At 55.7% G+C, this 19859-nt stretch carries 20 protein-coding genes; 17 read left to right on the top strand and 3 right to left on the bottom strand.

Annotated elements, in window-relative coordinates; all coding sequences use genetic code 11:
• Positions 1–156 precede the first annotated feature (156 nt).
• Both fabB and ACQG2G_RS15300 read left to right on the top strand, forming a co-directional pair.
• A complete protein-coding gene (gene fabB / locus ACQG2G_RS15305) occupies positions 157–1374 on the top strand; it encodes a beta-ketoacyl-ACP synthase I (RefSeq protein WP_013098145.1) in 1218 nt (405 codons plus the stop codon).
• A gap of 68 nt (positions 1375–1442) precedes the next feature.
• Positions 1443–2621, top strand: coding sequence for an MFS transporter (locus tag ACQG2G_RS15300; RefSeq protein WP_013098144.1), 1179 nt, complete (start codon positions 1443–1445; stop codon positions 2619–2621).
• Positions 2622–2711: 90 nt separating this feature from the next.
• Here the strand turns inward: ACQG2G_RS15300 and flk are convergent, their stop codons facing one another.
• Positions 2712–3716, bottom strand: coding sequence for a flagella biosynthesis regulator Flk (gene flk / locus ACQG2G_RS15295; protein ID WP_029881743.1), 1005 nt, complete (start codon positions 3714–3716; stop codon positions 2712–2714).
• A 113-nt stretch (positions 3717–3829) separates the two neighbouring features.
• On the opposite strand from flk, the gene pdxB reads away from it, so the two are divergent.
• The 15 genes from pdxB to hisP all read left to right on the top strand — a co-directional run bounded on the left by pdxB (position 3830) and on the right by hisP (position 17898).
• Positions 3830–4966 (top strand): 4-phosphoerythronate dehydrogenase PdxB, encoded by a 1137-nt coding sequence (gene pdxB / locus ACQG2G_RS15290; RefSeq protein ID WP_038984389.1) that lies wholly within the window; start codon positions 3830–3832, stop codon positions 4964–4966.
• Positions 4967–5033: 67 nt separating this feature from the next.
• Positions 5034–6047 (top strand): aspartate-semialdehyde dehydrogenase, encoded by a 1014-nt coding sequence (locus ACQG2G_RS15285; protein WP_013098141.1) that lies wholly within the window; start codon positions 5034–5036, stop codon positions 6045–6047.
• A complete protein-coding gene (truA, locus tag ACQG2G_RS15280) occupies positions 6047–6859 on the top strand; it encodes a tRNA pseudouridine(38-40) synthase TruA (protein WP_013098140.1) in 813 nt (270 codons plus the stop codon). The genes ACQG2G_RS15285 and truA overlap by 1 nt, the downstream gene beginning before the upstream one ends.
• A 28-nt stretch (positions 6860–6887) precedes the next feature.
• Positions 6888–7547, top strand: a complete 660-nt coding sequence (locus tag ACQG2G_RS15275) for a DedA family protein (protein ID WP_013098139.1) — start codon at positions 6888–6890, stop codon at positions 7545–7547.
• Positions 7548–7701: 154 nt separating this feature from the next.
• Positions 7702–8607, top strand: coding sequence for an acetyl-CoA carboxylase, carboxyltransferase subunit beta (accD, locus tag ACQG2G_RS15270; RefSeq protein ID WP_013098138.1), 906 nt, complete (start codon positions 7702–7704; stop codon positions 8605–8607).
• 70 nt (positions 8608–8677) lie between these two features.
• Positions 8678–9946, top strand: a complete 1269-nt coding sequence (gene folC, locus ACQG2G_RS15265) for a bifunctional tetrahydrofolate synthase/dihydrofolate synthase (RefSeq protein ID WP_061771791.1) — start codon at positions 8678–8680, stop codon at positions 9944–9946.
• Complete coding sequence (dedD, locus tag ACQG2G_RS15260) at positions 9936–10631, top strand: cell division protein DedD (protein WP_248766590.1); 696 nt, start codon at positions 9936–9938, stop codon at positions 10629–10631. Before folC ends, dedD begins: the two co-directional genes overlap by 11 nt.
• A 213-nt stretch (positions 10632–10844) precedes the next feature.
• Positions 10845–11333 (top strand): colicin V production protein, encoded by a 489-nt coding sequence (cvpA, locus tag ACQG2G_RS15255; RefSeq protein WP_000262116.1) that lies wholly within the window; start codon positions 10845–10847, stop codon positions 11331–11333.
• A 36-nt stretch (positions 11334–11369) separates the two neighbouring features.
• Entirely contained in the window at positions 11370–12887 is a 1518-nt protein-coding gene (gene purF / locus ACQG2G_RS15250) for an amidophosphoribosyltransferase (RefSeq protein WP_061771792.1), read from the top strand.
• A 90-nt stretch (positions 12888–12977) separates the two neighbouring features.
• Positions 12978–13547, top strand: a complete 570-nt coding sequence (locus ACQG2G_RS15245; protein WP_020690624.1) for a UbiX family flavin prenyltransferase — start codon at positions 12978–12980, stop codon at positions 13545–13547.
• A gap of 290 nt (positions 13548–13837) precedes the next feature.
• Positions 13838–14620, top strand: coding sequence for a lysine/arginine/ornithine ABC transporter substrate-binding protein ArgT (gene argT / locus ACQG2G_RS15240; protein ID WP_013098132.1), 783 nt, complete (start codon positions 13838–13840; stop codon positions 14618–14620).
• Between the two features lie 226 nt (positions 14621–14846).
• Complete coding sequence (gene hisJ / locus ACQG2G_RS15235; protein ID WP_008502592.1) at positions 14847–15629, top strand: histidine ABC transporter substrate-binding protein HisJ; 783 nt, start codon at positions 14847–14849, stop codon at positions 15627–15629.
• Between the two features lie 87 nt (positions 15630–15716).
• A complete protein-coding gene (locus ACQG2G_RS15230) occupies positions 15717–16403 on the top strand; it encodes a histidine ABC transporter permease HisQ (protein WP_013098131.1) in 687 nt (228 codons plus the stop codon).
• The gene (locus ACQG2G_RS15225; RefSeq protein WP_008502590.1) at positions 16400–17116 is read left to right on the top strand and encodes an ABC transporter permease; all 717 of its coding nucleotides are present in this window, start codon (positions 16400–16402) and stop codon (positions 17114–17116) included. The genes ACQG2G_RS15230 and ACQG2G_RS15225 overlap by 4 nt, the downstream gene beginning before the upstream one ends.
• Before the next feature lie 8 nt (positions 17117–17124).
• Positions 17125–17898, top strand: coding sequence for a histidine ABC transporter ATP-binding protein HisP (hisP, locus tag ACQG2G_RS15220; RefSeq protein ID WP_020690627.1), 774 nt, complete (start codon positions 17125–17127; stop codon positions 17896–17898).
• 51 nt (positions 17899–17949) lie between these two features.
• Here hisP and ACQG2G_RS15215 read toward each other — a convergent pair whose 3' ends face one another.
• Both ACQG2G_RS15215 and ACQG2G_RS15210 read right to left on the bottom strand, forming a co-directional pair.
• The gene (locus tag ACQG2G_RS15215; RefSeq protein ID WP_038418736.1) at positions 17950–19125 is read right to left on the bottom strand and encodes an IS4 family transposase; all 1176 of its coding nucleotides are present in this window, start codon (positions 19123–19125) and stop codon (positions 17950–17952) included.
• Positions 19126–19316: 191 nt separating this feature from the next.
• Positions 19317–19826 (bottom strand): GNAT family N-acetyltransferase, encoded by a 510-nt coding sequence (locus tag ACQG2G_RS15210; RefSeq protein WP_013098129.1) that lies wholly within the window; start codon positions 19824–19826, stop codon positions 19317–19319.
• Positions 19827–19859: the final 33 nt, after the last annotated feature.

The raw sequence follows: 19859 nt of genomic DNA, 5'->3' as shown, positions 1-19859 counted from the left end.
AAGTTACTCGTCTGACAGGCAGTGGCACGATCTTAACGATGTGAGTCCATCGGTGCAAATTTCCGCAGAAAATGTCTGATCGGACTTGTTCGGCGTACAAGTGTACGCTATTGTGCGACTCGAAACTTACTATAGTGCGACTTACAGAGGTATTGAATGAAACGTGCAGTGATTACTGGCCTGGGCATTGTTTCCAGCATCGGTAATAACCAGCAGGAAGTCCTGGCATCTCTGCGTGAAGGACGCTCCGGGATCACTTTCTCTGAAGAGTTTAAAGATTCAGGTATGCGTAGCCACGTATGGGGTAACGTCAAACTGGACACCACCGGTTTGATTGACCGTAAAGTGGTTCGTTTCATGAACGATGCCTCTATTTATGCTTATCTCTCCATGCAGGAAGCGATCAAAGATTCTGGCCTGAGCGAAGAGGTTTACCAGAACAACCCGCGCGTGGGTCTGATTGCCGGTTCCGGTGGTTCATCCAAAGCGCAGGTATTCGGTGCTGACGCCATGCGTAGCCCGCGTGGTCTGAAAGCAGTAGGTCCGTACGTGGTAACCAAAGCCATGGGTTCTGCGGTCTCCGCGTGCCTGGCAACCCCATTCAAAATTCACGGTGTGAACTACTCCATCAGCTCTGCATGTGCGACGTCCGCACACTGCATCGGTAATGCTGTTGAGCAGATCCAACTGGGTAAACAGGACATCGTATTTGCTGGCGGCGGCGAAGAGCTGGGCTGGGAAATGGCCTGTGAATTCGACGCGATGGGTGCCCTGTCTACCAAATACAATGAAACTCCGGCTAAAGCATCCCGTACCTATGATGCGCACCGTGACGGTTTTGTTATCGCAGGCGGCGGCGGTATGGTTGTGGTTGAAGAGCTGGAACACGCTCTGGCACGTGGCGCGCACATCTACGCTGAGATCGTGGGCTACGGTGCAACGTCTGACGGCGCTGACATGGTTGCTCCATCCGGCGAAGGCGCGGTACGCTGCATGAAGATGGCGATGCACGGCGTTGATACTCCAATCGACTACCTGAACTCCCACGGGACTTCTACGCCGGTAGGCGATGTGAAAGAACTGGGTGCGATCCGTGAAGTCTTCGGCGACAACAGCCCGGCAATCTCCGCGACCAAAGCCATGACCGGTCACTCTCTGGGTGCAGCTGGCGTGCAGGAAGCAATCTACTCTCTGCTGATGCTGGAAAATGGCTTTATCGCGCCAAGCATCAACATCGAAGAGATGGACGAGCAGGCAGCGGGCCTGAACATCGTGACCGAAACCACCGAACGTGAGCTGACGACCGTGATGTCCAACAGCTTTGGTTTTGGCGGCACCAACGCCACGCTGGTCATGCGCAAGCTGAAAGCGTAAGCGTTTGAAGGTATAGTAGAAGGGAGCCGCGAGGCTCCCTTTTTTTATGCCTGAACACGGAGTTACGCATGAAGGCCGTTATCCCTGAGAAGAGTACCCCTTCCGGGAACCTTTCCCTTTTCCGTATCGCCTTTGCGGTATTTCTGACCTACATGACCGTTGGCCTGCCGCTGCCTGTTATCCCGCTGTTTGTTCACCAGGAGCTGGGCTACGGCAATACCCTGGTTGGCATCGCCGTGGGTATTCAGTTTTTAGCTACCGTATTAACCCGCGGCTACGCCGGGCGTCTGGCGGACCAGCACGGTGCCAAACGCTCAGCGCTGCAGGGCATGTTTGCCTGCGGGCTGGCGGGCGCAGCGTGGCTGCTTGCCGCGCTTCTGCCGGTCGACGCGGCGTATAAATTTGCCCTGCTGGTGGTGGGACGTTTGATTCTCGGCTTTGGTGAAAGCCAGCTGCTGACCGGCACCCTGACCTGGGGAATGGGGCTGGTAGGCCCAGCGCGCTCGGGCAAAGTGATGTCCTGGAACGGTATGGCTATCTATGGCGCACTCGCGGCAGGTGCGCCGCTGGGGCTGTTGATCCACAGCCAGTTCGGTTTTGCCGCGCTGGCGGCCACCACCATGCTGTTACCGCTGCTGGCATGGGCGTTTAATGGCTCGGTGCGCAAAGTACCTGCCCATAAAGGTGAGCGTCCTTCCCTGTGGAGCGTAATAGGTCAAATCTGGCAGCCGGGGCTGGGGCTGGCGCTACAGGGCGTGGGCTTCGCGGTGATTGGGACATTCGTTTCGCTGTACTTTATGAGCCGCGGCTGGGCGATGGCGGGCTTTACGCTAACCGCCTTTGGTGGGGCGTTTGTCCTGATGCGCGTGCTGTTCGGCTGGATGCCGGATCGCTTTGGTGGCGTGAAGGTGGCCGTGGCGTCGCTGGTGATTGAGACCCTCGGTTTGCTGCTGCTGTGGTATGCCCCTGTGGCCTCCGTTGCCCTTCTCGGAGCGGCACTGACCGGCTGCGGCTGTTCCCTGATCTTCCCGGCGCTGGGGGTTGAGGTGGTAAAACGCGTCGCGCCACAGGTGCGCGGTACGGCGTTGGGCGGTTATGCGGCGTTTCAGGACATCTCATACGGTGTCACCGGACCGCTGGCGGGGCTCCTGGCCACGTCGTTTGGTTATCCCTCTGTCTTCCTGGCGGGAGCCGTTTCAGCGGTGGTGGGGATTGTTGTGACGCTGGTGGCGTTTCGCAGGTCTTGAGCCGTTGTTGCCGGGTGGCGGCTTCGCCTTACCCGGCCTACGGTTCGGGTCGTTGTAGGCCCGGTAAGCGCAGCGCCACCGGGCAAAACATCAGGCAACGAGCCAGAAAATCGCGAGTGCAATCAGTAACGCAATAAACAGTAATCCCGGACGGGCAGAGAGGGTTCTGAAGGTCTCCACCACCGGCGCAAACAGCGGGCTGTAGATCGGTTGAATATCCCTGACTTCCGGTACGCCGCCTTCGCGCTCGGCGCGGCGAATAAAGATCTGATTCAGCAAATCTTGCACCTGCGCGGTGGTCAGTACCGTTTGCGGCGTGGCCTGCCAGGTCTGCTGGGCGTAATCCCGAATCACCTCAAATTCATGCGGCTCCAGCGGCTGCTTCAGTGCCGCCTGTAGCGTATGCAGGGTAGGGGTACTTTGGGTGCTCAGCGTCTGGCGAGCCTGTAGCCAGGTGACCAGATGCGTAAACTGTTTGGCCGGGATCAGCTCGCCCGCCTTCACGCCGGAAAGCTCGAGCATCGACTGCCAGATAAGCTTTGTTGATTCGCCGGTGGCGGCGGCCAGCCTGGTCACCATCTGATTCAACGTATTGTGTTCAGCAGGCAGCAGCGGACGCTCGGTTGACGGACGCTGTTGCGGTTGCGGGATGGTCAGCTGATTGGTTTGCAGCAGCGTCAGCACGGTTTTCAACTGGTCTGGCGTGAGCTGGCTCAGGGCGGTCTGGCCAAACTGCTGGCGAATGAAATCACTGACTGCCTGACGGTTGTTGCCCTGGCCCAACAGCTCGGTCAGTTGCGCGACAATCTGGCGAGTGGTGTGATTTTGCTGTGCGGTGGTAATACGCTGATTCAGATTTTGCTCGGCCGCAGGGAAGTGGCGCGACTGCAACGGTGCATCGTTCCGGACGCCTAAATCATGCTTTACCCCGGCCCAGACTTCCGCATTTTGCTGTGAAGTGAGCGCGATCAGGCGCGTGATCAGGCGCTCCAGCACGGTGCGCTGTTGCGTGGAAAGCGGTTGTTCACCTGCAACGTTTGGCGTGACAGGGCCTTCACCCGGAGGGCGTGGTGGCGTACCTGAAATAGGCTGCATCGTCAAAAATCCTTAAAGTCAAAACTCAGCGTAAACCCGGCATGCATATATGCCTGGCGGCCAGATTATGGCACACTTGGCAGGTTTTCTTCCTCTCAAACAGGTACTCAGACGTGAAAATCCTCGTTGATGAAAATATGCCTTACGCCCGCGAGCTGTTTAGCCGCCTTGGTAATGTTAAGGCTGTCCCTGGTCGACCCATTCCGGTAAACGAGCTGGATGATGCCGATGCCCTGATGGTGCGCTCGGTGACCAAAGTAAATGAGGCGTTGCTCTCCGGCAAAGCGATTAAATTCGTCGGAACCGCAACGGCCGGGACGGATCATGTGGATGACAAGTGGCTTAAGCAGGCGGGGATCGGGTTTTCAGCCGCGCCTGGCTGTAACGCCATTGCGGTAGTGGAATACGTTTTCTCTTCTCTGCTGATGCTGGCAGAGCGCGACGGTTTTGCGCTGAAAGACCGCACCGTAGGCATTGTCGGGGTGGGCAACGTGGGAGGACGCCTGCAAAAACGCCTTGAGGCGTTAGGCATTCGCACCCTGCTGTGTGATCCGCCGCGTAAAGACAACGGTGATGAAGGCGACTTCCGCCCCCTGGATGAGCTGGTTGAAGCATGTGACGTCATCACCTTCCATACGCCCCTCTTCAAAGAGGGGGCCTATAAGACGCTCCATCTTGCTGACGAGGCGCTGATCCGTCGTCTGAAGGCTGGCACTATTCTGATAAATGCCTGTCGTGGCCCGGTCGTCGATAACGCCGCGCTGCTGAAATGTCTGGAAGAGGGGCAGGATCTCAGCGTGGTGCTGGACGTCTGGGAGCCGGAGCCCGATCTCAACGTTGCGCTGCTGAACAAGGTCGACGTTGCAACCGCGCATATAGCGGGTTACACGCTCGAAGGAAAGGCCCGTGGTACAACCCAGGTCTTTGAGGCCTATAGCGCCTTTATTGGCCGTCCGCAGCAGGTGGCGCTGGACACCTTACTCCCCGCGCCTGAATTTGGCCGCATTACCCTGCATGGCCCGCTCGATCAGGCAACGCTGAAAAGGCTGGTTCATTTGGTGTATGATGTGCGCCGCGATGATGCGCTGCTGCGTAAAGTGGCGGGGATCCCGGGGGAGTTTGACAAGCTGCGCAAGAATTACGTTGAGCGCCGTGAATGGTCTTCTCTGTATGTCATGTGCGATGACGCGTCGGCGGCAGCGCTGCTGCATAAACTGGGTTTTAACGCCGTTCATCACCCGGCGCATTAATGTCTTCTTAACGCTCCCTGTTGGATACTCCGACAGGGACGCTTTTTTATTTCTGGAGTAAACCACCATGTCTGAAGGCTGGAACATTGCCATTTTAGGTGCCACGGGTGCCGTGGGTGAAGCCCTGCTCGAAACCCTTGCTGAGCGTCAGTTCCCGGTGGGTGATATCTATGCACTGGCGCGCACTGACAGCGCCGGTGAGCATCTGCGTTTTGGCGGCAAATCCGTCATGGTTCAGGATGCCGCCGAATTCGACTGGACGCAGGCGCAGCTGGCCTTTTTTGCGGCAGGTGCTGAAGCCACCGCGTCGTACATTGAAGACGCGACGAATTCTGGCTGTCTGGTGATCGATCTGAGCGGCCTGTTCTCGATGGAGCCGGATGTCCCGCTGGTGGTGCCGGACGTGAACCCGTTTGTCCTGGCCGACTACCGTAACCGCAATATCATTGCGGTTCCCAATAGCCTGACCAGCCAGCTGCTGACCGCTCTTAAACCTTTAATCGACGATGGCGGTCTGTCGCGTATCACCGTGACCAGCCTGCTTTCCGCTTCTGCGCAAGGCAAAAAGGCCGTCGACGCGCTGGCCGGACAGAGTGCGAAGCTCCTGAACGGCATCCCGATTGATGAAGACGATTTCTTCGGCCGTCAGCTGGCATTCAATATGCTGCCGCTGCTGCCGGATCGTGAAGGCTCCGTGCGCGAAGAGCGCCGTATCGTCGACGAAGCGCGCAAAATTCTGCAGGACGAGGGGCTGATGATCTCCGCAAATGTCGTGCAGTCGCCGGTCTTTTACGGTCATGCGCAGATGGTAGGTTTCGAAGCCCTGCGTCCGCTGGCCGCAGAAGAAGCGCGTGATGCGTTCGGCCGCGGTGAAGACATTGTGCTCTCCGAAGAGAGTGAATTCCCGACGCAGGTTGGCGATGCCACCGGCAGCGCACACCTCTCGGTGGGCTGCGTACGGAATGATTACGGTATGCCGGAGCAGGTTCAGTTCTGGTCCGTAGCCGATAACGTGCGCTTCGGCGGCGCGCTGATGGCGGTCAAAATCGCTGAAAAACTGGTGCAGGAGTATCTGTACTGATGTCAGACGTGGAACAAAAGCCGGTTCATAAAGTCGCCCTCGGTATCGAGTACGACGGCAGTAAATATTATGGCTGGCAGCGTCAAAATGAGGTGCGCAGTGTCCAGGAAAAACTGGAGAAAGCGCTCTCTCAGGTGGCGAACGAACCGATTAACGTCCTGTGTGCAGGACGCACTGACGCCGGTGTCCACGGAACGGGGCAGGTGGTTCACTTTGAAACCACCGCCGTGCGCAAGGACGCTGCCTGGACGTTGGGTGTAAATGCGAATTTACCTGGTGACATTGCGGTGCGCTGGGTGAAAGCTGTGCCGGATGATTTTCATGCGCGTTTCAGCGCCACTGCGCGCCGTTATCGCTATGTCATCTACAATCAGCGTCTTCGTCCGGCGGTGTTAAGCCAGGGCGTGACGCATTTTTATGAACCGCTGGATGCAGAACGTATGCATCGTGCGGCGCAGTGTCTGATTGGTGAAAATGACTTTACCTCGTTCCGTGCGGTGCAGTGTCAGTCCCGCACGCCGTGGCGTAACGTCATGCACATAAACGTCAGCCGTTTTGGCGCGTATGTGGTGGTGGATATCAAAGCCAATGCCTTTGTACATCATATGGTGCGGAATATTGTGGGCAGCCTGATGGAAGTGGGTGCCGGACACCAGCCGGAGAGCTGGATTGCAGAACTGCTGGCAGCGAAGGACAGAACGCTTGCGGCAGCAACGGCGAAAGCGGAAGGGCTGTATCTGGTCTCGGTGGACTATCCGGACCGGTTTGACCTGCCAAAACCGCCAATGGGCCCGCTGTTTCTGGCGGACTAAACAAAGGTGCAATTAAGGCTTAGACAATATGGACGTAATACGTTTTCTGATTGATTTCATTCTGCATATTGATGTTCACCTGGCGGAGCTGGTCGCGCAGTATGGCGTCTGGGTGTATGCCATTCTGTTCCTCATTCTGTTCTGTGAAACCGGTCTGGTAGTCACGCCGTTTCTACCGGGGGATTCGCTGCTGTTCGTCGCGGGGGCGTTATCTGCGCTGCCTGGCAACGATTTGAATGTGCACATAATGGTGGTGCTGATGGTGATCGCCGCAATTGTCGGTGACGCGGTCAACTACACCATTGGACGGGTCTTCGGTGAGCGCTTATTCAGCAATCCGGATTCAAAAATATTCCGTCGTAGCTATTTAGATAAAACCCATGCGTTTTATGAGCGCCACGGTGGAAAAACTATTATCCTTGCGCGTTTTGTGCCTATTGTGCGTACATTTGCGCCATTTGTGGCGGGAATGGGGCACATGTCCTATCGTCATTTTGCGGCATACAACGTCATTGGCGCGCTGCTGTGGGTGCTGCTCTTTACCTATGCAGGCTACCTGTTTGGCGATCTCCCTGTGGTTCAGGAAAACCTTAAGTTACTGATTGTAGCGATTATTGTGCTTTCTGTTTTACCGGGTGTTATCGAAATTATTCGTCACAAGCGCGCGGCAGCAAAGCAAGCGAAGTAAATGCACGCAGGCGGTTCGACCACTTTTTTATCCAAAGTTTCGGGCTGTTATGTTTTAATGTGCAACATTCATGGTCTGTTGGAGGCAAAAATGGCATTATTCGCCTCTTACAGCAAAACTGGCATACGACCAGGTTCAGGCAGAAAGGTTATCAATGAGCTGGATTGAACGAATTAAAAGCAACATTACCCCAACGCGTAAAGCGAGCATTCCTGAAGGGGTATGGACGAAGTGTGATAGCTGTGGTCAGGTTCTGTATCGCGCAGAACTGGAACGCAATCTTGAGGTGTGTCCGAAGTGTGACCACCACATGCGCATGACGGCGCGTAATCGCCTGCACAGCCTGCTGGACGAAGGTTCTCTGGTAGAACTGGGTAGCGAGCTTGAGCCAAAAGATGTGCTCAAGTTCCGTGATTCCAAAAAATATAAAGATCGTCTGGCCTCTGCACAGAAAGAGACCGGCGAGAAAGACGCGCTGGTCGTGATGAAAGGCACCCTGCACGAGATGCCGGTAGTGGCCGCCGCGTTTGAGTTCTCCTTCATGGGTGGCTCAATGGGTTCCGTGGTCGGTGCGCGCTTTGTGCGTGCTGTTGAGCAGGCGCTGGAAGACAACTGCCCGCTGATCTGCTTCTCCGCCTCTGGCGGTGCACGTATGCAGGAAGCGCTGATGTCCCTGATGCAGATGGCGAAAACCTCTGCTGCGCTGGCTAAAATGCAGGAGCGCGGTCTGCCGTACATCTCTGTACTGACCGACCCAACCATGGGGGGCGTCTCTGCAAGCTTTGCGATGCTGGGCGATCTGAACATCGCTGAGCCAAAAGCGCTGATCGGCTTTGCTGGTCCTCGCGTTATCGAGCAGACCGTACGTGAAAAACTGCCGCCGGGCTTCCAGCGCAGTGAGTTCCTTATTGAGAAAGGCGCGATTGACATGATCGTCCGCCGCCCGGAAATGCGCCTGAAACTGGCGAGCATCCTGGCGAAGCTGATGAATCTGCCGGCGCCGAACCCGGATGAGCCGCGCGAAGGCGTGGTAGTACCGGATCAGGAACCCGAGGCCTGATAACTGAAAAGGGCAGGGCCGGTTGGCGCTGCCCTTTTGCTTTATAAACTGTTAATGACAACCGGGCATCATGGAAAATAAAAGCATTCCCCAAGCCACGTCGCCCCTGGCCACGTGGCTTTCTTATCTGGAAAACCTGCACAGTAAAACCATCGATATGGGGCTTGAACGCGTAAGCCAGGTTGCTGCGCGTCTCGATGTGCTGAAACCTGCGCCGTTTGTTTTTACCGTCGCCGGAACCAACGGTAAAGGCACCACCTGCCGTACGCTGGAAGCTGTCCTGATGGCTGCCGGTTACAAGGTTGGTGTCTACAGCTCTCCGCACCTGGTACGTTATACCGAGCGGGTTCGCGTACAAAACAGCGAACTGCCAGAGTCTGCGCATACGGCGTCGTTCGCAGAAATTGAAGCGGCGCGCGGTGAGATCTCATTAACCTATTTCGAATACGGCACTCTGTCGGCGCTGTGGCTGTTTAAACAGGCGCAGCTGGACGTGGTGATTCTGGAAGTGGGCCTCGGCGGGCGTCTGGATGCCACCAATATGGTGGATGCCGATGTGGCGGTGGTCACCAGCATTGCCCTGGATCATACCGACTGGCTGGGCCCCGATCGCGAAAGTATTGGCCGTGAGAAGGCCGGTATTTTCCGCACGAATAAGCCCGCGGTGGTTGGCGAGCCGGATATGCCGCACACCATTGCCGACGTGGCGAAAGAGAAGGGCGCTCACCTGCTGCGCCGGGGTGTGGACTGGCAGTATGAGGTTCAGAACAACGGCTGGCGCTATCGCGATGCGCAGGGAACGCTGGAGAATCTGCCCCTGCCGCAGGTACCGCAACCTAATGCCGCCACCGCCCTGGCGGCACTGCGCGCAAGCGGGCTGGCGGTGAGCGAACAGGCCATCCGCGACGGTATTCAGAATGCGATTCTGCCCGGGCGTTTTCAGATTGTCAGCGACGCTCCGCGGCTGATACTGGATGTCGCGCATAACCCTCATGCTGCAGCGTATCTCGCCGCGCGTCTCAAATCGTTACCAAAAACCGGGCGCGTGCTGGCGGTTATCGGTATGCTTCATGATAAAGATATCGGCGGTACGCTGGCCTGCATGGAGAGTGTGGTCGATAGCTGGTATTGTGCTCCTCTGGAGGGGCCGCGCGGTGCGACGGCTGAGCAGTTGCTGGAACATCTCGGCAAAGGCGTAATCTACAATAGCGTGGCTCAGGCCTGGCAAGCCGCGATGGCGGATGCTAAACCAGAAGATACCGTGCTGGTGTGTGGCTCGTTCCACACGGTGGCACATGTCATGGAAGTGATGGACGCGGGGAGAACCGGTGGCGAGTAAGTTTCAGAACCGTTTAACAGGAACCATTGTGTTGGTCGCGCTCGGGGTGATTATCCTCCCGGGTCTGCTCGACGGGCAGAAAAAGCATTACCAGGATGAATTTGCAGCCATTCCGCTGGTGCCGAAGCCGGGCGATCGCGACGAACCGGATATGCTGCCTGCGGCGACCCAGGCGCTGCCTGCTCAGCCGCCGGAAGGGGCGGCTGAAGAAGTGCGTGCCGGGGATGCGGCCGCGCCGTCCCTCGATCCGTCTCGTCTGGCGGCGAATAACAACATCGAAATCGATCCGGTGCCGGTAGAGCAGCCGAAACCGGTTGAAAAACCGAAGCCGGTGGAAAAAACACAGCCGAAACCGCAGCGGGATAAAGCAGCAGAACAGCTGGCCGCGGCTTCAGAGACGCCGCCTGCGACAAAACCGGCCCAGCAAGAGGCTGCACCGACGGGTAAAGCCTACGTTGTGCAGTTGGGTGCGCTGAAAAATGCCGATAAGGTCAATGAGGTAGTGGGTAAGCTGCGCAGTGCGGGTTATCGCGTTTACACTTCACCTTCCACGCCGGTGCAGGGTAAAATCACCCGTATCCTTGTGGGGCCAGAAGCGTCTAAGGATAAGCTCAAAGGCTCGCTCGGTGAGCTGAAGCAGATCTCTGGCCTGAGCGGTGTGGTGATGAACTACAGCGCCAATTGATAAGGTTCCCCTCACCCCGGCCCTCTTCTCAAAGGGGAGAGGGTGAGGGGGAGTGGCAGACGTCCAAAGAGACGTAATAAGCCAACGGCGTTGAACATTTTTTCAGCGCCTTTTTTATTTACGCGCGGGAAGGAAATCCCTACGCAAACGTTTTCTTTTTCTGTTAGAATTCGCCCCGAACTGGATGACAGGGCGTTAAATCGTGGGACACATATGGTCTGGATTGATTACGCCATCATTGCGGTGATTGGTTTTTCCTGTCTGGTTAGCCTGATCCGTGGCTTTGTTCGTGAAGCGTTATCGCTGGTGACTTGGGGTTGTGCTTTCTTTGTTGCCAGTCATTACTACACTTACCTGTCTGTCTGGTTCACGGGCTTTGAAGATGAACTGGTCCGAAATGGAATCGCCATCGCGGTGCTGTTTATCGCGACGCTGATTGTCGGCGCTATCGTGAATTACGTGATAGGTCAGCTGGTCGAGAAAACCGGTCTGTCAGGAACGGACAGGGTGCTCGGGATCTGTTTCGGGGCATTACGAGGCGTGCTGATTGTGGCCGCGATACTGTTCTTCCTGGATACCTTTACCGGGTTCTCCAAAAGCGAAGACTGGCAGAAATCGCAGCTCATTCCAGAGTTCAGCTTCATCATCAGGTGGTTCTTTGACTATCTGCAAAGCTCGTCGAGTTTCTTGCCCAGAGCGTAACCCGCTCTGAGATGTGGCTTAACGAGGAAAAGACGAATGTGCGGTATTGTCGGTATCGCCGGTTTCATGCCGGTAAACCAGTCGATTTATGACGCGTTAACGGTGCTTCAGCACCGTGGGCAGGATGCTGCGGGTATCATCACCATTGATGCAAACAACTGCTTCCGTTTACGTAAGGCGAATGGCCTGGTAAACGATGTGTTTGAAGCCCGCCATATGCAGCGTCTGCAAGGTAATATGGGGATCGGTCACGTTCGTTATCCTACTGCTGGCAGTTCCAGCGCCTCTGAGGCACAGCCTTTCTACGTCAACTCACCGTATGGCATCACGCTTGCTCACAACGGCAACCTGACCAACGCGCATGAGCTGCGTAAAAAGCTGTTTGAAGAGAAACGTCGCCACATTAACACCACCTCTGATTCAGAAATCCTGCTCAACGTGTTCGCGAGCGAGCTGGATAATTTCCGCCACTATCCGCTGGAAGCAGACAATATCTTTGCCGCCGTTGCTTCGACAAACCGCCAGATCCGCGGTGCCTATGCCTGCGTGGCGATGATTATCGGTCACGGAATGGTCGCCTTCCGCGATCCAAACGGTATCCGCCCGCTGGTGCTTGGTAAGCGTGACCTGGGTGATGGCCGTACCGAATATATGGTTGCCTCTGAAAGCGTGGCGCTGGACACCCTGGGCTTCGAATTCCTGCGTGATGTAGCCCCTGGCGAAGCGGTCTATATCACTGAGAAGGGCCAGCTATTTACCCGCCAGTGTGCAGACAACCCGGTCAGCAACCCGTGCCTGTTCGAATACGTGTATTTCGCCCGTCCGGACTCGTTTATCGATAAGATCTCCGTCTACAGCGCCCGCGTGAACATGGGAACCAAGCTGGGTGAGAAGATTGCCCGCGAGTGGGACGATCTGGACATCGACGTGGTCATTCCTATCCCGGAAACGTCCTGCGATATCGCGCTGGAAATCGCCCGCATTCTGGATAAGCCATACCGTCAGGGCTTCGTGAAGAACCGCTACGTTGGCCGTACCTTTATCATGCCGGGTCAGCAGCTGCGCCGTAAGTCCGTGCGTCGTAAACTGAACGCTAACCGTGCTGAGTTCCGCGACAAGAACGTGCTGCTGGTGGATGACTCCATTGTACGTGGCACCACCTCAGAGCAGATTATCGAGATGGCGCGTGAAGCCGGTGCGAAGAAAGTGTATCTGGCCTCTGCGGCGCCAGAGATTCGCTTCCCGAACGTGTATGGCATTGATATGCCTACCGCGAACGAGCTGATTGCCCACGGCCGTGAAGTGGACGAGATTCGCCAGATCATCGGTGCCGATGGCCTGATTTTCCAGGATCTGAACGATCTTATCGACGCGGTGCGCGCCGAGAACCCGGATATTCAGCAGTTTGAATGTTCCGTGTTTAACGGGGTTTACGTCACCAAAGATGTTGATCAGCAGTATCTGGACTATCTCGATTCGCTGCGCAACGACGATGCGAAAGCCGTCCAGTTGCAAAACGATCTCGAAAGCTTAGAGATGCACAACGAAGGTTAATTGTGCAGGCAAGTGAGGGCCTTCGCCCTCACTTGCAACTCCCCGCAAAATCCTGCACAGTCTGCCCTGAAATCAGTAAGGGCGAAAATCATGAAACGACTCATTGTTGGGCTTAGCGGCGCCAGTGGCGCGATCTACGGCGTGCGTCTGTTGCAGGTGCTGCGTGACGTGGCGGAAGTCGAAACCCATCTGGTGATGAGCCAGGCGGCGCGTCAGACCCTCTCCCTCGAAACCGATCTCTCCCTGCGCGATGTCCAGGCGCTGGCGGATGTCGTACACGATGCCCGCGATATCGCTGCCAGCATCTCCTCCGGCTCGTTTAAAACCGCGGGCATGGTGATATTGCCCTGTTCAATTAAGACCCTCTCCGGCATCGTTAACAGCTATACCGACACGCTGGTGACGCGTGCGGCGGACGTGGTGCTGAAGGAGCGTCGTCCTCTGGTGCTTTGCGTGCGCGAAACGCCGCTGCATCTGGGGCATCTGCGTTTAATGACCCAGGCCGCTGAACTGGGCGCGGTGATCATGCCGCCGGTGCCGGCGTTTTATCATCGTCCGGCCTCGCTCGATGACGTGATTAATCAGACAGTGAACCGCGTGCTGGATCAGTTTGATATCGACCTGCCCGAAGACCTCTTCACCCGCTGGCAGGGCGCATGATTCTGTGCACAAACAGCGTGCATGAACAGAGACGATGCCCTGTTTCAGGGCAAAATTGCAACGGCGATCATATCCTCGACATTTAATTCGTTTTTTCCCTTTTTCTCTTTCCGGTTCGTTCGGCAGACCTGCTATCTTTCACCATTAAGGCAATATCGCAACGTTTTATTAACATATTTAACGTCGAAGTTTTGACCCGACGGCAATGTGGCATAAGACCTGCAAGAGAAGCCTGCAACACAACACACAACACAATACATAATAAAATCACGGTACTTGAGGGTAAATGTATGAAGAAGACGGTTCTGGCTCTGTCTTTGCTGGTGGGGTTAAGTGCAGCAGCAGGTAGCTACGCAGCGCTTCCACAGACAGTGCGTATCGGTACAGACGCAACCTACGCGCCATTCTCTTCCAAGGATGCGAAAGGCGATTTCGTAGGGTTTGATATCGATCTGGGTAATGAGATGTGCAAACGCATTGCGGTGAAATGCACATGGGTGGGCAGCGACTTTGACGCGTTAATTCCGTCGCTGAAAGCCAAGAAAATCGACGCCATTATCTCTTCTCTTTCCATCACCGAAAAACGTCAGCAGGAGATTGCCTTCTCTGACAAGCTCTACGCCGCGGATTCCCGTCTGATTGCGGCAAAAGGCTCCCCCATTCAGCCAACCATTGACTCCCTGAAAGGCAAGCATGTCGGCGTGCTGCAGGGGTCGACTCAGGAAGGTTATGCCAATGCAAACTGGCGTGAGAAGGGCGTTGACGTGGTGGCTTACCAGAACCAGGATCTGATTTATTCTGACCTGGCGGCCGGTCGTCTGGATGCGGCATTCCAGGATGAGGTTGCCGCAAGTGAAGGCTTCCTGAAACAGCCGGCAGGTAAAGACTACGCCTTTGCTGGCCCGTCCGTGAAAGACAAAAAATACTTTGGTGACGGCACCGGTATTGGCCTGCGTAAAGATGATACCGAGCTGAAAGCCGCCTTCGACAAAGCGTTTGCAGAACTGCGCAAAGACGGTACCTACGACAAACTGGCGAAGAAATACTTCGACTTCAACGTCTACGGTGATTGATACTCGATGATGATGCGCCGTTATGGTGCACTGCGGGTGTGATTGATCCAATATGGTGCGTTTCGTGCACCGTATTGGATCGCTGTGTGCATACTTACGCATTTATCATGCAAAAAATCTCGCCTGAAAGGCATTAATCTTTGCCTGATGGCGTGGATTGATGGCACATTAGCACCACCCCGTCGTCGTAAAAATCACGTAAGAAGACAGTTTGTTGAGGACAGATATGAAAAAACTCGTGTTGTCGTTATCTCTGGTGCTGGCCTTTTCCAGCGCTACCGCGGCGTTCGCAGCAATTCCGCAGAAAATTCGTATTGGTACCGACCCTACCTATGCCCCGTTCGAATCTAAGAATTCGAAGGGTGAACTGGTCGGTTTTGACATTGATCTGGCCAATGAGCTGTGCAAACGCATCAAAGCGCAGTGTACCTACGTTGAGAACCCGCTGGATGCACTGATCCCATCGCTGAAAGCCAAAAAAATCGACGTTATCATGTCCTCGCTTTCCATCACTGAAAAACGTCAGCAGGAGATTGCCTTCACCGACAAACTCTATGCGGCAGATTCTCGTCTGGTGGTGGCAAAATCGTCTGACATCCAGCCAACCCTCGAATCACTGAAAGGCAAACGCGTGGGCGTGCTGCAGGGCACTACCCAGGAAACCTACGGTAATGAACACTGGGCACCGAAGGGGATTGAAATCGTCTCTTATCAGGGCCAGGAAAATATCTACGCTGATCTGACGGCAGGCCGTATCGACGCCGCTTTCCAGGATGAAGTCGCCGCGAGCGAAGGCTTCCTGAAGACGCCGGTAGGTAAAGATTACAAATTTGGCGGCCCATCCATTAAAGATGTGAAGTTGTTTGGTGTCGGCACCGGTATGGGTCTGCGTAAAGAAGACAACGAGCTGCGCGAAGCGCTGAACAAAGCGTTTGCTGAAATGCGCGCTGACGGCACGTACGACAAACTGGCGAAAAAGTACTTCGATTTTAATGTTTACGGCGGCTAATCGCCCCGTCAAATAACGTGCGGCCCCTCCCGCTCAGGGAGGGGATAAGACACGGTCCATCACTCACGATACGACAGGGCTCGCGGTATGCTGTACGGATTTTCTGGCGTTATTTTACAGGGCGCGCTTGTCACCCTTGAGCTGGCTATCAGCTCCGTGGTGCTGGCGGTGCTGATAGGTCTGGCAGGCGCAGGGGCGAAGCTTTCGGCTAACAAACCGCTGGCGCTGATTTTTGAAGGTTATACCACGCTGATTCGCGGCGTTCCCGATCTGGTGCTGATGCTGCTTATCTTTTACGGGCTGCAGATCGCGCTTAACAGCGTGACGGACGCCATGGGAATGGGGCAGATCGATATCGACCCGATGGTGGCCGGTATTATCACTCTCGGTTTTATCTACGGCGCGTACTTCACCGAAACTTTCCGCGGCGCTTATATGGCGGTACCGAAAGGACACATAGAAGCGGCGACCGCCTACGGTTTTACCTCCTCCCAGACGTTTCGCCGGATTATGTTCCCGGCCATGATGCGCTACGCGCTTCCGGGCATTGGCAACAACTGGCAGGTTATCCTCAAGGCCACGGCGCTGGTCTCTCTGCTGGGTCTGGAAGATGTGGTAAAGGCCACGCAGCTTGCCGGTAAAAGTACCTGGGAGCCGTTCTACTTTGCGGTGGTGTGTGGCGTGATCTATCTGGTCTTTACGACCGTCTCCAATGGTGTGCTGCTTCTGCTCGAACGTCGCTACTCCGTGGGTGTGAAGAGGGCTGACCTGTGATTGAGATTATTCAGGAATACTGGAAATCGCTGCTGTGGACGGACGGCTATCGCTTTACCGGCGTGGCCATTACGCTGTGGCTGCTGATCTCTTCGGTGGTGATGGGTGGCATTCTGGCGGTGTTTCTTGCCATTGGCCGCGTGTCGAACAATAAATTTATTCAGTTCCCGATCTGGTTGTTTACCTACGTATTCCGCGGTACACCGCTGTACGTACAGCTGCTGGTGTTCTATTCGGGCATGTATACGCTGGAGATTGTGAAAGGTACCGAGATGCTGAACGCCTTCTTCCGCAGCGGCCTGAACTGTACGGTGTTGGCGTTGACGCTCAACACCTGCGCCTACACCACCGAGATTTTCGCCGGGGCCATCCGCTCCGTTCCTTACGGAGAAATCGAAGCGGCGCGCGCGTACGGCTTCTCGTCGGTGAAACTGTACCGCTGCATTATTCTGCCGTCGGCGCTGCGTATCGCATTGCCAGCCTACAGTAACGAAGTGATTTTAATGCTCCACTCCACCGCGCTGGCCTTTACCGCCACTGTGCCCGACCTGCTTAAAATCGCCCGCGATATTAACTCTGCGACCTATCAGCCGTTTACCGCGTTTGGCATTGCGGCAGTGCTCTATTTGATTATTTCATACGTCCTGATTAGCCTGTTCCGTAAGGCAGAAAAGCGCTGGTTGCAGCATATAAAACCCTCTTCGACGCACTGAGAATGATGATGGCTGAGAACAAATTAAACGTAATTGATTTGCACAAACGCTACGGCGAACATGAAGTGCTGAAAGGGGTGTCGCTGCAGGCAAATGCAGGCGACGTGATCAGTATTATCGGATCATCTGGCTCGGGGAAAAGTACCTTCCTGCGCTGCATCAACTTCCTCGAAAAGCCGAGTGAAGGCTCAATTGTGGTGAGCGGGCAGAATATCAATCTGACCCGGGATAAAGACGGCCAACTGAAGGTGGCAGATAAGAACCAGCTGCGCCTGCTGCGCACGCGACTGACAATGGTGTTCCAGCACTTCAACCTCTGGAGCCACATGACGGTGCTGGAGAACGTGATGGAAGCACCGGTTCAGGTGCTGGGTTTAAGCAAGCAGGAGGCCCGTGAGCGCGCGGTGAAATACCTGGCGAAAGTGGGTATCGATGAGCGACAGCAGATAAAGTACCCGGTGCATCTCTCCGGTGGTCAGCAGCAACGTGTCTCTATCGCCCGTGCACTGGCAATGGAGCCCGAGGTGCTGCTGTTCGACGAACCGACCTCCGCGCTGGACCCGGAACTCGTTGGCGAAGTGCTGCGCATCATGCAAAAGCTGGCCGAAGAGGGCAAAACGATGGTGGTGGTGACGCACGAGATGGGCTTTGCCCGTAACGTCTCGAACCACGTGATCTTCCTGCATCAGGGGAAAATCGAAGAGCAGGGACATCCGGATGAGGTATTAGCGAATCCGCAAAGCCCGCGTTTGCAGCAGTTCCTGAAGGGCTCTTTGAAGTAGGTTTTGCCTTTCTCCCTCTCCCCGTGGGCTGAGGGATCCCCAGTAATATGGTCATGCCACCATGACCATATTACTGTACTCTTTTCCCAGCTTTTTCATCTCGTTAACTATATTCAGCCGTCTTACTTTCCCGGGCTCATGCCGGATGACTTCTTCCGCCAGACTCAGGTATGACAGAACCCGTCTGTGCCTGATGCTGCTTGCCTGATAGTGCCAGTGTAAACACTGCCTTTCTGCCCTGTAACCTGCCAGCCACATCACCAGGCTTGCCATTGCCGCGACCATATTCAGCACTTCCAGTCGCCCTTTTCCCTGACTCCGGCTCAGCCTCAGACCGAACCCGAAGCGTGGACTTTTGTCGTCCCGGAAGTTTTGTTCTATCTGCATTCTGCGGCTGTACAGGGCCATTATCTGGTGCGGCTCCAGTCCCTCTGCATTACTGAACAGCAGCCAGGGCTCCCGCGCGCTACTGCGGTGTTCCCGCTGTGTTTTCGGCATCCCCCCTTTTCCCTGACGCCCTGCGTCAGGGCGCTTATGCAGATAGAACCGGCCGTAACAGGGCGTTCGTGGTTTACGGGACAGGACACCGTAACCCACGCAGACCGGTTGTCCGGTAGCCTCAAGCTCACTGATTTTCATCCACTTTTTATCTCCATCCAGCCGGAAGCTGATGCAGCCCCTGACCCTGCCGGTGAAGCTCCAGCCCAGCTGGCTGACATGCCGGAACCAGTCTGTCCGGAAGCCTGCATCCGTAATGATGGTGACGGCTTTATCTTTCGGGATGGCATCATGCAGGCGGTCAAGGAAGCGGCACTGTACATCGCTGTTCTGCGCCAGCTCTGCGGGGACAACCTCACTCATAAGCGGCAGTGAGCGACCATTACAGACCAGGCTTGCCCGCAGAAGATACCAGTTCCTGTCATGCCAGCCTGTCCAGTCGACAGCAATCACACAGAAGGGCATCAGGGAGGTGATGGTATGTGTGAGCAGGTGCTGAATACGGGGAATATCCCGGTGAAGGGCGGTATTACCCAGGGCACGGTCAACACGTTTAATTTTATTTTTGACGTGCGCTCTGCCGGGAAGAGTGCGACCAAGGCTGGTCAGGGTCAGATCCGCACCGTGCGTGAGGGCAACGGCCATGGAAACAAGGACATTAATCCGGAAGCTGTGAACGTCCGGTAAAGACGCGGAGAAAAATTTCTGGCAGACTGTCTGTAAAGGCACGATGAGGTCTCTTCTGATTTGTTAGCGCAACCAGTAGATCACACTTCATCGTGCTTTTCATTTTTCTGGGGAACCCTCAGCCCCGTGGGAGAGGGCCACAGTGCAGCCCAATCGCCCGGTGGCGCTTCGCTTACCGGGCCTACAGGCTAGGTTTTCTCCCTCTCCTGTGGGAGAGGGCCGGGGTGAGGGCATCAGACCGCACCGCACTCCAGCCGATACACCCAGTCGTCATACCGTACGCCGTCAATCTCGTACGCCTTCTCCAGCACCTGCGTACGCACAAACCCCGCTTTCTCCAGCACCCGCACCGACCCGCCGTTGTCCGCCAGCACGTAGGCGTTAATCGCTTTCACGCCGGTCTGGTTAAACGCATATTCACATACCGCGCGCAACGCCTCACTGGCGATACCTTTCCCCTGTGCAGCAGGCACAACCGTATAGCCAATATCAGCCTCTTCACGATTCTCTGGGCTGATCTGCAGGCCGATATCGCCCAGTGGCGTGTCATCATCATGAAAACGAATCACAAAAACGTGCGCCGCCGTTAAGCGCGCAGCAAATACGCGCCGGGTCTCTTTTTCCGGCGCGATGGCGGCCATGTAACGCATGATATTGCGATCTTCCCGCAACGAGCGGAAGAAGGCCCAGTCAGTGGGTTCGAAAGGGGTGAGGTGAAGCCGGGGTGTGGTGATGGTTGCCATTGTTACGCCATTTCATCGGGACATGGCGTACAA

Origin of the sequence: Enterobacter cloacae complex sp. 382A5, from assembly GCF_050031095.1 — a bacterium.
GTDB lineage: Bacteria > Pseudomonadota > Gammaproteobacteria > Enterobacterales > Enterobacteriaceae > Enterobacter > Enterobacter cloacae.
This window is presented reverse-complemented; position numbering and strand designations above follow the sequence as displayed.